The sequence below is a fragment of the Labilithrix sp. genome, from assembly GCA_019637155.1.
Taxonomy (GTDB): Bacteria; Myxococcota_A; Polyangia; order Polyangiales; family Polyangiaceae; genus Labilithrix.
In genome coordinates, this window is sequence record JAHBWE010000016.1 from 289,104 (window position 1) to 302,119 (window position 13,016).

At 71.4% G+C, this 13,016-nt stretch carries 11 protein-coding genes; 6 read left to right on the top strand and 5 right to left on the bottom strand.

Translation table 11 applies throughout. From position 1 onward, the window contains the following. Positions 1–133: 133 nt before the first annotated feature. Positions 134–1,684, bottom strand: a complete 1,551-nt coding sequence (locus KF837_31950) for a hypothetical protein (GenBank protein ID MBX3231983.1) — start codon at positions 1,682–1,684, stop codon at positions 134–136. 24 nt (positions 1,685–1,708) lie between these two features. Between KF837_31950 and KF837_31955 the strand changes: the two genes are divergently transcribed. Then, complete coding sequence (locus tag KF837_31955) at positions 1,709–3,337, top strand: protein kinase (GenBank protein ID MBX3231984.1); 1,629 nt, start codon at positions 1,709–1,711, stop codon at positions 3,335–3,337. A 27-nt stretch (positions 3,338–3,364) separates the two neighbouring features. Beyond that, entirely contained in the window at positions 3,365–4,270 is a 906-nt protein-coding gene (locus KF837_31960) for a hypothetical protein (GenBank protein ID MBX3231985.1), read from the top strand. 129 nt (positions 4,271–4,399) lie between these two features. Here KF837_31960 and KF837_31965 read toward each other — a convergent pair whose 3' ends face one another. Next, entirely contained in the window at positions 4,400–4,831 is a 432-nt protein-coding gene (locus tag KF837_31965) for a hypothetical protein (GenBank protein MBX3231986.1), read from the bottom strand. Between the two features lie 69 nt (positions 4,832–4,900). Next, entirely contained in the window at positions 4,901–6,328 is a 1,428-nt protein-coding gene (locus tag KF837_31970; protein MBX3231987.1) for a hypothetical protein, read from the bottom strand. Between the two features lie 275 nt (positions 6,329–6,603). On the opposite strand from KF837_31970, the gene KF837_31975 reads away from it, so the two are divergent. From KF837_31975 to KF837_31990, 4 genes are all read left to right on the top strand, one after another. After that, positions 6,604–7,434, top strand: a complete 831-nt coding sequence (locus tag KF837_31975) for an NAD(P)-dependent oxidoreductase (protein MBX3231988.1) — start codon at positions 6,604–6,606, stop codon at positions 7,432–7,434. 133 nt (positions 7,435–7,567) lie between these two features. Then, positions 7,568–7,792, top strand: a complete 225-nt coding sequence (locus KF837_31980; protein ID MBX3231989.1) for a hypothetical protein — start codon at positions 7,568–7,570, stop codon at positions 7,790–7,792. 9 nt (positions 7,793–7,801) lie between these two features. Then, positions 7,802–8,503, top strand: coding sequence for a lamin tail domain-containing protein (locus tag KF837_31985; protein ID MBX3231990.1), 702 nt, complete (start codon positions 7,802–7,804; stop codon positions 8,501–8,503). 12 nt (positions 8,504–8,515) lie between these two features. Further along, on the top strand, positions 8,516–10,339 hold the full coding sequence (locus KF837_31990; protein MBX3231991.1) for a protein kinase: 1,824 nt from the start codon (positions 8,516–8,518) through the stop codon (positions 10,337–10,339). A gap of 267 nt (positions 10,340–10,606) precedes the next feature. Here the strand turns inward: KF837_31990 and KF837_31995 are convergent, their stop codons facing one another. Both KF837_31995 and KF837_32000 read right to left on the bottom strand, forming a co-directional pair. Beyond that, positions 10,607–12,799, bottom strand: a complete 2,193-nt coding sequence (locus tag KF837_31995; protein ID MBX3231992.1) for a FecR domain-containing protein — start codon at positions 12,797–12,799, stop codon at positions 10,607–10,609. After that, the coding region (locus KF837_32000) for a hypothetical protein (protein MBX3231993.1) at positions 12,796–13,016 on the bottom strand (221 nt) is incomplete at its 5' end. The genes KF837_31995 and KF837_32000, both read right to left, overlap by 4 nt.

The window sequence follows — 13,016 nt, forward strand, 5'->3', positions numbered from 1 at the left end:
CTCCGAGGCGAAGAACGATCGCACGTCGGTCGCCCCGCGCTCCCAGAGCGAGACGCGTCTCCAGTCGGCCAAGGTCCGGAGCGACTCCTCTTCCGATCCCTACGGCAACGTCGCCTGCACCGACTGACGCGCTTCACTTCCGCGTCACGACGAACACGGTGAGGACGCCGAGCTCGGCCTTCTCGACGCTCGCGTTGTCGGCGACGAGCTGGCGCTCGACCTCGAGCACGTCCTCGCGCGAGCGACCGCGGTCGTAGACGTACGCGAAGAGCGGCGCCTCTTCGAACGCGCGCCGATGCGGCGGGTAGCGGTCCTCGCGCGGGTTCGCGGGGACCACGATCAGGTCCTCGCCCGAGAGCAAGGTCAGGCGGTACGACGCCCAGTAGTCGGCGGTCGCGTACTTCACGCCGCGCGTCTTCATCGCGTCGAAGAGCGCGTAGTCGTCGCGGATCTCCGGCAGCTCGACGACGGGGACGACGCCGCGGACGAACGGCCCGTAGCCGAGCCAGCCGCAGATCGCCGCCGTCGCGAGGTGGAGGCCGAGCACGCCGGTGAAGCGGACGAAGCGCAACATGCGCGCGGCGGGCAGCGCCGCGAACGGCAGGAGCAGCGTGAGCGTCGCGAGGTAGCGCGTCGAGAAATGGTCCATGACCATGACCGAGACGAGGAACGCCGCGATCGTCACCGGCCAGCCGAGCGCGCCGATGAAGCCGAGGCGGCGCACCGGCCACGGCAGGTTCTTGTCGCGCACCGCGCCGAGGCCGGCGACGACGAGCGCGACGACGACGAACGCGCCCGTGAGCTGCAGCGCCTGCACCGGCACCGGCGCGCGCCACGGCACGTAGCGCGACGGATCGTGTGCGGTATACACGCGATAGCTCAGCGCCCACGGGAGGCAGTCGCTCCACAGCACCTTCAGGTTGTGCCCCACCACGTCGAGCGAGAGCCCGAGCGGTCCGTCGCTCGCGCCCTTCAGCCGGCGAAGGGCGAAGAACGGGACGAGCCCGATCGCGAGGCCGAGCGCGAGCGCGACGACGCCGCCCACGACGCGGCCATGGAACGTGAGGAGCGCGAACCCGATCACGATCGGCGCGAGGACCAGCGGGTACGGATCGGCGGAGACGGCGAGGCCGTAGAGGAGCCCGCCGAGGATCACCGCCGTCGAGGCGCGTGCGCCGGTCCGATCGCTCGCGTAGTCGAAGGCCCAGAACGTCGCGAGGGCGAGGGTGATCGAGAGCTGGCGCGGCGGATAGAGCGCGTAGGTGTGCACCGACGCGGGCGCGAAGACGAGCGGCAGCGTGAGCGCGAACGCGACCCACGGCGCCGCGCGTCGCAAGACGGCGCCGAAGACGACGAGCGTGGCGACGACGTGGAGCGTGAGCGACGACACCATCAGCGCGAGCGGCGTCGGCCCGAGGACGGCGAAGAACGCGGCCGCGACGTAGGAGTCGGCGGACGTCTGGTAGCCCGAGCCCCACAAAAACGGGGAGTGCTCGCCGCGGAGGACGTGCATCGCCTGGAGCCCGACGACGGCGGCGTCGGAGTTCGTCGAGCGCGCGTTGAGGAGGGCAGGGAGGCGGAAGAGGTAGGACAGGAGGACGAGGAGCATCCCCGTCACCGCGGTCGCCCGCGGGGTCCCGGTCTGCTCGGGCTGAATATCGGCCCCGGGAACGCCGTCGGTCACGCGTGCGTATTGTAGTCTGGATGCATGACGTCGAGCCCCCTTCCTCGCGTCGGTGACCTCGTCGCCGGGAAGTACCGGATCGAGTCGGCGATCGGTGAAGGCGGCATGGGCGTCGTCCTCGGCGCGCTCGACACCTCGCTGAACCGCCCCGTCGCGATCAAGTTCCTCACCCCGGCGCGCGCGGCGAACGAGGCCGCGGCGCAGCGCTTCCAGCGCGAGGCGCGGGCGGCGGCGGCGATCCAGAGCGAGCACGTCGTGAGCGTGTACGAGGTCGGAGCGCTCCCGAACGGCGCGCCCTTCATCGTGATGGAGCACCTCCGCGGGAGCGATCTCGCGCACGTGATCGAATCGCGCGGGGGGCTCCCGATCGACGAGGCGGTCGACTTCGTGCTCCAGGCCTGCGAGGCGCTCGGCGAAGCGCACGCGCGCGGCATCGTCCATCGAGACCTCAAGCCGCAGAACCTCTTCCTCACGCAGCGGAACGACGGCTCCGCGTGCGTGAAGGTCCTCGACTTCGGCATCTCGACGTCGGCGGAGGCGGACGCCTCGTCGCCCAAGCTCACGAAGACGGACATGGTGATGGGCACGCCGCTCTACATGTCCCCGGAGCAGGTGCGGAGCCTCAAGAACGTCGACGCGCGCGCGGACGTCTGGGCGCTCGGCGCGATCTTGCACGAGCTCCTCACAGCGTCGCCGCCGTTCGACGGCCCCACCGCGTCGGCGCTCCACGCCGCGATCGCGATGGACCCGCCGGCCCCGCTGCGTTCGGGTCGACCCGACGCGCCGGAGGCGCTCGAGGCCGTGATCGCGCGGTGCCTCGAGAAGAAGCCGGCCGATCGCTACCAGGACGTCGGGGCGCTCGCGGAGGCGCTCGCCCCGTTCGCGACCGAGCGCGGGCGCACGTCGGCGGGCCGGATCGGGAACGTCGTGCGCGCGACCGCGACCTCGACGACGGGCGCGCCGGGCAGCGGCGCGACGCCGTCGGGCGATGCGCCGACGTTGCCGCTCGGCATGGCGTCGACGATGCACGCGACGCCTCCGGAGGAGGAGCGCCGCGCGACGGACGGCGCGTGGGAGAAGAAGTCGCTGACGGGAGCGCCGCCCAAGGCACCGGCGCGCGTTCGCGCCGGCGTGATCGCCGCGGTCGTGCTGCTGCTCGGAGGGGTCGCGCTCGTCGCCTACGCGTCGCGGCGCGATCCACCCGCGCCGCCCGTCGTCGCGGCGGCGACGACGACGACGATGACGGAAGCGCCGGCGCCGCCGCCCGTGGTCTCCGTCGCTCCGAGCGCGAGCGCGAGCGTGGTCGAGACGCCGGAGCCGGAGGTCGTCGCGTCGGCCGCGCCGCGAGCCTTGGTCAAACCGGCGGCGCCGGCCTCCGGGGCGAAGAAGGTCGTCGACGATTCCGCGAAGAAGGCGCTCGCGGAGAAGGTGGCGAAGGTCGAGCAGAGCTGCGCGCGATCCATGAACAACATGACGTTGCCGGGCTTCGAGAGCCGACGGAAGGAGATGGCGACGATCGCCAAGCTCGAGAACTGCCAACTGTACGCCTCCTCGAGCTGCCAGCGGCGCGTGTGCATCTTCGCGTGCCAGACGCTCGGCGATAAGCAATGCGTCGACGAGTACACGCGGATGCAGGTCCCCGCCCCGTTCTGACCGATCCGTGATAGAAAACCCGGTCCGATGGCCGACGAGTCCAGCGCTTTCGAACGGTTCGTTGCGCTCGCGAAGCGGGAGCTCGCGGCGGACGACGTGCGTGTGCTCGCTGTGAACGAGCCTCCGCCCGAGGCCCCGAACGTCCTCGTCGCGCGCCTGGCGGACGGCGGCCACGTCGTCGCGAGCTTCGCGACGGAGCCGAAGGACCGCGACGCGCTCTCCCGCCGCCTCGCGATGCTCGCGAGCACGTTCACCGACGCCCTCGCCGCGCCGCCGTCGGAGAAGATGCGCGCGCGCCCGCGTCCCGCGAGCTCGTTGCACGAGGAGCTCAAGGCGCTCGCCAACCGCGCCCGCGCGATCGACGCCGTCGTCATCGACACCGACTCGCCCGTGGTCTGGGCGTGCGCGTCGGTCCCGGCGCGGCCGCGCGCCCGCAACGAGCTGCTCCTCCGCGACGTGTCGGATCGCGAGCTCGCCGTCCACGTCGACGAGAGCGGCCCGCTCCAGGACGTCGAGGAGCCTTCGCCGCACTCGCACGACGCGCGCAAGCCTGCCCCCGCCGAGTCGATGGCGATCATGAGCGGCGACGACGATGACGACGACGACGACGACGAGCCCGAGGCGACCGAGAGCGAAGCGGCCCGCCGCGCGATCGCGGCGGTGCGCCGTCTGCCGCTCGACGGCGTGCACAAGGGCCGCCATCTCCGGCACGTCGAGCGCGATCGCGATTTCTACCTCGTGCTCTCGTTCTCCGGCATCTACCTCCTCTGCCTCGTGTTCGAAGGCGACTTCGACGAGCTCCGCGCCGAGCGCGCCGCGGCCGAGTCGCTCCCACGCATCGAGCGCCTCGTCCAGGCATTGCCTCCGCTTGATCCCGATCCCCCCCAACCCATGGGTGGCGTCGTAGCCTTGCGCGGCCGCCGCCGCCGCTGATCTGGGCATGTCCCGGCCCGCCGGGGCCCCAGAAACGGCCGCTCCAGCGGGCGCGAAGCGCCCCGAGCGCTCCGCGCGAGGGCCGTGTCTGGGGGGGGTGTCGGGGGCGAAGCCCCCGACGTTGAGTGATTACTTCAGGCAGAGTTGGGAGGTGCGGCAGTGGGTTAGGCGGGCGATGGTGTCGAGGGCGTTCGTGCAGCTCTCGTTGCGGATGGCGTCGAGGCACTCGTCGAGCTCCTTGCCGTCGATGCCGTGGGGGCACTCGCTGGGCTTCATCTCGTCGACGAGCTTGTGGCGGACCTCGCGGATGCAGTTGTCGCCGGTGGGGTAGCGCCGGTCGGGGCCGAGGTTCGAGCACGTCACCTCGCGCGCGCAGCGGGCGGCGACGATGCGGTCGATCGCCGACTCGTTCGAGACGTACGACGCGCCGGTGAGCGTCGCGCTGCCCGCTTGATCTTGTTCGTTCGGATCGCGTACGGCTGTGCCGTCGCCGCTCCGGTCGCGGTTGCACGCGACGAGGGCGAGTCCTGCGACGGCGAGCCCGATCGATACGGAGCGCATGCACGCTCGTCGTGCAACACGAATGCCGCGCGGCGCGGCTGGGTTCGCGCCGCGATTTCGCGCTTCAGCTCACCACGGGAACCACTCGTGCGGCACCTTTTGCCACGCGGTGGGACGGCGAGGATCGCCCTCGGGGACGACGAGCGAGCCGACCGCGTCCGCGTGCTCGTACACGCTGCCGATCGTACGCGCGATGCTGTCGAGGTCGATGTCGCTCGCGACGCCGTTGCTCGTCGCCTTGTAGAACTGCACCGTGATGCGGATCGGGAACTTCGGATCGCGCTCGAGCCGCAGCGAGTGACCCTCGTTGAACGGGCCGAGGTTCGGGCCGTGGCCGAGCACCGCCTGCTCGACGTCGCTCTTCGCGCCCTCGTCGTCCGCGGCCGAGGCGCCCTTCGCCGAGGAGGGCGCCGACTTCTTCGGCTTCGGAATCCCGCCGCCGCCCGCCAGGCCGCCCGGCGCCGCCGCCGGCGCCGGCATCGGGCCGCCGAGCCGACCGAGGTTGTGGTGCTTGAGCGGGATCTGGATCAGGAACAGGTTGTCCGCGCCCTTCTGGAGCGCGCTCTTGTCGTCTTCGGTCTTCGGGCCGCCCTGCGCCGCGATCCGCTGCTCGACGTCGCTCTTGCGCTCCGCCGTGAACGCGGTGCGCTGCCCGCCGTTGTTGAAATAGAGCTCCTGACCCCAGCCCGCGGCGGTGGCGTCCTCGCTCTTGTTCTCGATCACCTGCATGCTCGCCCCTTGTCGCGTGACGAGGATCGCGAGCACGGCCGGCGAGCCGGGCGCCGACTGGTAGTTGAAGAGCACCGGGTTGAACTGCGCCTTCCCCGTCTTCGGGATCGGGAGGAACACCGCCTGCGCGCTGACGAGGAAGTGGCTGTCGCGCGCGGCGAGCATGTTGCCGTCGCCGAGGATCGTCTCCGGGCGCGAGGCGAACGCCTTGATGTTCTTGAGCACGTCGGTGAGCGGCACGCTCTTCAGCGGTGAGTTGCTCGAGAAGCCGCGCTGCTCGTTGTTCACGCGGATGAAGAAGCGATCGGCCGGGATGTCGCCGGTGCGATCGGTGAAGTTCGGGAACCGGATGACGGGCATCACCGCGGCGGCGAAGTTGCCGTTCTCGTCCTTGCGCCGGACCTGGAGCGAGAGGTCCGAGATGTTCGGCCCGAGCGAGGAGCCCTCCGAGCGCCCGGTGTCCTCCCACGCGACGTTCACGACCGAGAGCCGCCGCTGCGAGACGCGGCGCTGGAGGTCGGAGTCGCCGACCATCCCCATCACCTTCGCGATCGTCTCCGCGTACGCGCGCGTGTCGGTCGGGCTCTTGATGCCCCAGTCGGAGTCGTTCGGATCGGCCGGCTCGGGGCCGTCGCTCGCGATCGGGTTGCTGCCGCCGTCGGCGCTGTTGGCCGAGGGCACCTCACGGATGACGATGATCTTCTCGCGCGGTCCACAGCCCGCAGCGAGGGTCAGAGCGAGGAGCGACGTGAGGACGACGGGACGCATGTTCGGGGATCCTTTCGCGTGGGCTTCGTCTCTACGAACGACGTCGCTCCGAGTTCTCTTACGGACCCAGGATCGCCCCGAAAACCCGCACGCCCTAGCACCCGTTTTTCGACACGCACGTGATTTCGAACGGCGGTTCCGCGTTTTGCGCAAGAAGGGTGCCTGGGGGTTTTGCCCCACCAACTCCCTGAAAAAAACGAGTCTCCATATGCAGTTCGCGCCTTGACCGACCTCCGTCCTGGTCGTAACGGGATGCGCGTCGAAGCTGATTCGTCATGTCCTCACTCGCCGGAAAGACCCTCTTCATCACGGGAGCCAGCCGCGGCATCGGCAAGGCCATCGCGCTGCGTGCGGCGAGGGACGGCGCGAACGTGGCGATCGCGGCGAAGACGACGGAGCCGCATCCGAAGCTGAAGGGCACGATCTACTCCGCGAAGGAGGAGATCGAGGCCGCCGGCGGCAAGGCCCTCGCGTGCGTCGTCGACGTGCGGATGGAGGACCAGATCAAGGCCGCGGTCGAGGAGACGGTCCGCACGTTCGGCGGGATCGACGTCCTCGTGAACAACGCGAGCGCGATCAGCCTCACCGGCACGGTCGAGACGCCGATGAAGCGGTTCGACCTGATGCACGGCATCAACACGCGCGGCACGTTCGCGTGCTCGCAGGCGTGCATCCCGCACCTCGCGAAGTCTTCGAGCGGCCACATCCTCAACATCTCGCCGCCGCTCAACATGGAGCCGCGGTGGTTCGCGCCTCACGTCGCGTACACGATGGCGAAGTACGGCATGAGCCTCTGCGTGCTCGGCATGCACGAGGAGCTCAAGCCCATGAAGATCGCAGTCAACGCGCTCTGGCCGAAGACGGTCATCGCCACGGCCGCGGTCGAGAACCTCCTCGGCGGCGACTTCGTGCTGAAGGGCTCACGCAAGCCCGACATCATGGCGGACGCCGCGCACTGGATCCTCACGCGCAAAAGCACGGAATACACAGGGCATTTCGCGATTGACGAGGATGTGCTCCGCGGTGCGGGCACGAGCGACTTTTCGACCTATGCAACGACTCCGGGGATGAAGGACTCGGAGCTCATCGGTGACTACTTTCTCTGACTTTTCTGCGTCGATCGAGCTCGTCGAAATGGCGCGATCGACTTTCTTCGCTAACTTTTAGGCTCTGCACACGAGAGCGGGAATATTGGGATCGGGAGGCTACGAGGGTTCAATGAAATCCACGACGAAAGAGATGGGGACGAAGGAGCGCCGCACGTCGGAGCGTCGCACGCCGCCGGGCGAGCGCCGCACCGACGCGGTCCGCGCGGTCGCTGGGGAGCGGCGGGCAGCGGATCAGCGTGGCGAGGCGAAGGCGATGGTCGACGCCCTCGAGGACATCCTGCGCTGGGAGAAAGCCAGCGAGCGGACCCTCAAGGTGGCCACCAAGGTCATCGGTTCGAACAAGCCGGCCAACTGAGCGGTTCGCGTGAAGCGGCGGGGGCGCCTCTGGGCGGCGGTGGGGATCGCCGCCTTCGTGGCGCTCGCCGCGTGCAGCGGCGACGATCCGAAGGCCGGCCCGGCGGGCCTCGACGCGGGAGCTGACGCGCGCGGAACGTCGCGCGCGGACGGTGGCGAGAGGCCCGATCCGTCGCCCGATGACGACGACGACGACCTCGTCGAGCATCCGTGCACGGGCAAGGTGGTGATCAACGAGCTCCAGCCCGGCGGGGACGGCGGCGCGGAGTTCGTCGAGCTCTTCAATCCGACCGACTGCGCGATCAGCATCGGGGACTGGAAGCTCATGTACCGCTCCGCCGCCGACACCGCGGGCGTCGGCGCGCTGTATTCGTTCGGCACGTACGACGCGATCCGCGCGCGCTCGTTCATGCTCCTCGCGAACGACAAGTTCGTCGGGAAGATCGACGCCACGCTGAGGGGCGGCATCGGCAACGCGGGCGGGCAGGTCGGCCTCGTGAACGACGAGAACAAGGTCGTCGACGCGCTCGGTTATGGCGTCGTGCCCGACGGCGGCGCGCCCACGGCCGGGATGTACACGGAGGGCAACGCCGCGCCGGCGCCCGGCGCCGGTGAGTCGCTCGGTCGCAAGAAAGACGGCGAGGACGGCGACGACAACGCCGCGGACTTCATCGTCTTCGAGAAGCACTCCGCCGGCGTCTCGAACGAGTAGTCTTCCGTCGTCGTGAGCACGGTCGAGCCGAGCCGAGTGGGGAGCGTCATCGCGTCGAAGTACCGGCTCGACGAGGAGCTCGGTCGCGGCGGGATGGGCGCGGTGTACCGCGCGTTCCACCTGCGCGTGCACAAGGTCTTCGCGCTGAAGATGCTCCTCGGCGACGTCGCGCGTCACAAGTCGATCGCGTCGCGCTTCCTCCTCGAGGCGCAGGCCGCGGGGCGCATCGGCCACCCCGGCATCCTCGACGTCTACGACGTCGGCGAGGACGCGGACGACACGCCGTTCATCGTGATGGAGCTCCTCCGCGGCGAGGCGCTCTCGAGCCTCGTCCGCCGCGAGCGGCTCGAGGTCGAGGCCGCGTGCTGGATCGCGATGGAGGTCCTCGACGTCCTCGACGCCGCGCACAAGGCCGGCATCATCCATCGTGACGTCAAGCCGCAGAACGTGTTCATCACCGAGAAGCCGGCGCCCGACTCCGCCGAGGGCGGCGGCGGCGGCGGCGTGCGCGGCGTGAAGCTCCTCGACTTCGGCATCGCGAAGTTCGGCGGCGTGGTGGACGGCTCCGCGCTCACGCGCTCGGGCGAGATCATCGGCTCCCCGCTCTACATGGCGCCGGAGCAAGCGAAGGGCGAGCCCGATCTCGACGAGCGCGCCGACGTCTGGTCGGTCGGCGCGATGCTCTTCGAGATGCTCACCGGCCAGTGCGCGCACGCCGCGACGACGCCGGTCGCGGTCCTCGCGAAGATCCTCACCGAGCCGGCGCCGCCCGCGAGCGAGCGCGACGCGCGCGTCCCGCCGGAGCTCGACGCCGTCGTCTCCCGCGCGCTCCGCATCGATCGCGCGGAGCGCTGGCCCTCGGCGAAGACGATGCGCGACGCCATCGCGGAGGTGCGGGCGACGCTGGGGGCGGGGCCTCTCCCGAAGATCCCTGTTGCAGTGAAAATATCGGTTCCGCCGACCTCGAACGACCGCACGCCGGGCGCGATCACGTCCACGGTCGCGGCGCCGTCCGACCCACCGCGCCCGTGGTCCCAGGCCCCGCCGCCGGCCCCGATCGCGGACACGGTCAAGGACGACGCCGCGGGCACGACCGTCCCGAGCGCCGCAGCGAGGTCACGCTCGCGCAACGTCGCCGGCGGCATCGTCGCGCTCCTCGTGCTCGTCGCGCTCGCGCCGCGCATCGTCTCCCGCTTCGCGGCCGCCCCCACGCCTGCAGCGACGGACGCTCTCGCGGCGGCCGACGCGCCGGCGACGCAAGCGCCCGCAGACACGGTCGCGCCGGCGGGCACAGGTGCGACGGCGCCGGCGGGGATGAACGCAGCGGCGGGCGTGAACGCACCGGCGGAGATGAACGCACCGGCGGGAATGAATGCGGCTGCGGGGATGAATGCGGCTGCGGGGACGAACGCGGCTGCGGGGACGAACGCGGCGGTGCAAGCGAACGCGGCTGTAGGGCCCGATGCGCCAGCGCAAGCGAATGCGCTTGCGACGTCGAACGCGGCCGCGAATGTGCCCTCGAGCGCGAACGCAAGTACGCCCGCGACCTCGAGCGCGCGCGCGAACGGGCTCGCGGGGGTGGCGGGCACGGCGCCTGTCGCGACAGTGCCGAGCCCGAACGCGCTGCCCGACGCGCCGCGTACGGATGCAGCAGCGGCGGCGGTGCCCGTCGCGATCGCCGCGTCCGCCGCCGACGCAGGACGCCGCCCGACGTCGGGCGTGCCGAGCGGCCCGCGCTGCCAGCCGGGCGAGTCCCTCTCGAACGGCCACTGCTGCGCGAAGGGCCTCGAGTGGCAGAACGGCCGCTGCGAACGCCCACTCGCCACCACGTTCTGACCGCCGCCTCGTCCGCAGTCGCGCCGCGCGCCACCACGTTCTGAGCGCCGCCTCGTCCGCGGTCGCTCGCGCGCCACCACGTTCTGAGCGCCGCCTCGTCCGCAGTCGCGCCGCTCGCCACCACGTTCTGGCCGCCGCCTCGTCCGCGGTCGGTCGCGCGCCTTCCACCACGTTCTGAGCGCCGCCTCGACCGCGGTCGGTCGCGCGTCTTCCTCCCTGCCGTCGCCGTACCGTTTCGTTCGTTGCCTTGCTCGGGCGCTCGTCGCGCTAGAACCCGTAGCGGTAGCCAAGGGAGAACGCGGCGCCGGAGGTGTCGATCGGGGGGCCCGCGCGTGTGCCTTGGATGTCGGTGGTGAGGCGGCCGCTCAGCTCGGCGAAAGCCGCGCCGTGAGCGCCGAGACCGCCGAGTGAGCCGAGGCCGCCGAGGCGGTACTCTGCGCCGAGAGCGGCGGCGCCGCCGAGCATGAGGGCGCGGCTGCGAATGCTCTGGCCCTCGGGCTCGACGCGCCCTCGCGACCAGAAGCCGGCGAAGCCCACCGTGAGGTACGGCGCGAACCGCGCGTCCCGCGCGCCGAGGCGATAGCCGATCGGGATCCACCCGCCGAGCACGTCGGCGCGCACCTGCGTGTCGCCGTAGCCGTAGCCCGGATCGCTCGTCCCGCGCGGCACGCCCTCGTAGATCGCCTGCGCACCGACGAGGAGCTCGCCCGCCGGGATCCGCACCGCGAGCCGCCCCTCGAGGCTCACGCCGGCGCCCGGCTGCTGGAGGACGCGCGACACCCGCGCGCCCGCCGCCACCTCGACGTGCACGCGCGGCTCCGGATCGGGCGGCAGCGGGTTCGTCGCGACCACCGCGTCGTCGTCGACGCGGAGCTGGAGCGCGCCGCCTTGCTGGCGTCCGTCGATCGTCGCCGGCGCGACGTACGCGCCGCCCTCGTACGTGAACGGACCGACCCGCATGCCCGCGGGCGCAGACACCAACGCCACCGCGACGCGCGGCACCGGCGTCCCCGCTTCGTCGACGACGCGCACGCGCATCACCGCGGCGCCGTTCGGGAGGCGCTCGAGCGCCGCGACCGCCTGCACGCGGCCGAGCGACACCTTCGGCAGATCGAGGGCCGCGCGCGCTCCGCCGGCCTCGCACGCGAGCACGTGCGCGGCGCTGCGATCGATCTCGATTGGGCCCGCCACCGGCGCGCCGTCGAGCGCGCACGCGAGCCCCGCGGGCTCGATCCGGAGGAGCGCCCGCCGGCCGGGAAGCGGCGGCGCCGTCGCCTGCGCCACGACGTAGCTCGCGACGGTGCTCCACTTGCCCTCGAAGCGATCGTCGTCGATCGCGCTCACGCGCGCGTAGTACGCCCCCGGCCCCGCGTTCTTCACCTCGATCGCGGACGTCGCCAGCGGCACGCGGCCATCCACCACGACGTCGTTGAAGTCCTTGTCGCGCGCTACCTGCACGTGCCACTCCGCCGGCGGCGGAATGGGAGCCGAAGCCGCGGAAGCCGCGGGTGCCGAAGCCGGCGCGGGTGCCGAAGCCACGGGAGCCGGCGCGGGCGCCGAAGCCGTGGGCGCCGAAGCCGCGGGAGTCGAAGCTGGCACGGTCCCCGCCCCGCCTGCGCTGGGGCGGTAGGTGAACGTCAGATCGACCGGCTGGCTCGCGAGCGCGATCGCGGCGGCGGCCGACGACCATGACGGCGCCTCCGGCAGTGGCTTCGGCGGCGTCGGCGCCACGCCGAGGTCGGCCTTCGAGCCGAAGCCCTCGTTGACGGCGACCTCCTTCTTTTGCGCCTGCAGCGTCGAGCTCCCCTCGTACACCGCTACTCGCGTCGTCTTCTTGTCGTCGACCGTGACCTGCGCCTCGCCGCTCTTCAGCTCGACGGAGCCTCCCTCCGTCGCGACGCGCGGTTTGTCCGTGCCCTTGCCCGCGAGCTCCGACAGCCGCGCGCGGAGGCTCCCCGTGACGAGCGTGCTCTCCTGCGCGCCCACGCGCGCCGCGCGCGCCTGCGCGTCGCCGAGGATGACGACGAGCGTGTTCTCGCCCAGCTTCACCTGCGTCTCGTCGCGGAACGTGACGTCCGCGGTGGAGCTCTCCCTCGTGCCGACGCGGTTGCCGCGATAGAGCGGATCGTTCGGTTTTCCCGGGCGAGGATCGGGCGCCTGCACCTCGACGATGTTCTTCGTCCGCGTGAGCCGCGCGTCGGGGCCCTCCGGCGTCGCGCCCGGGCGCGGCGGCAGGATGAGCACGGTGCCCGGCTTGAGCGCGTGCGGCGAAGGCCCCATGCCCGGGTTCGCGCCGTGGATGAGATCGACGAGCCGGGCATCGCCGTAGAAGCGCGTCGCGATCGCCGCGCACGTGTCGCCCGCTTGCACGGTATAGCGCTTCGCCTCGTCGGCGGCGGCCGCGTGTGCGTGCAAAGTGGTAAATGCAGCTAAATGGATTGAAATGAGGAAGCGCTTCATGGTTTTTGGCTCGATCGACGGCGAAGGAGTCTGCTGACCCGCGGCGCGAGCTCCCCGATCTCGGCCTCCGCCGCGAGCATGTCTCCCGCGCCGGCGCGGATGCAGTCGCGCGTCTCCTCGGCGGAACGAACGTCGACCACGAGCGTGGTCGCCCCCTCCGCCGCCGCGCGCCGCAGCGGCTCAATCCCATCCCGCGCAGAGACAATCACGACATCCG

What these genes read in the sequence shown, in the direction of transcription:
- KF837_31955 (MBX3231984.1), top strand. Translation starts at nt 1,709, where the DNA reads ATGACGTCGAGCCCCCTTCCTCGCGTCGGTGACCTCGTCGCCGGGAAG.
- KF837_31960 (MBX3231985.1), top strand. Translation starts at nt 3,365, where the DNA reads ATGGCCGACGAGTCCAGCGCTTTCGAACGGTTCGTTGCGCTCGCGAAG.
- KF837_31965 (MBX3231986.1), bottom strand. Translation starts at nt 4,831, where the DNA reads ATGCGCTCCGTATCGATCGGGCTCGCCGTCGCAGGACTCGCCCTCGTC.
- KF837_31970 (MBX3231987.1), bottom strand. Translation starts at nt 6,328, where the DNA reads ATGCGTCCCGTCGTCCTCACGTCGCTCCTCGCTCTGACCCTCGCTGCG.
- KF837_31975 (MBX3231988.1), top strand. Translation starts at nt 6,604, where the DNA reads ATGTCCTCACTCGCCGGAAAGACCCTCTTCATCACGGGAGCCAGCCGC.
- KF837_31980 (MBX3231989.1), top strand. Translation starts at nt 7,568, where the DNA reads ATGGGGACGAAGGAGCGCCGCACGTCGGAGCGTCGCACGCCGCCGGGC.
- KF837_31995 (MBX3231992.1), bottom strand. Translation starts at nt 12,799, where the DNA reads ATGAAGCGCTTCCTCATTTCAATCCATTTAGCTGCATTTACCACTTTG.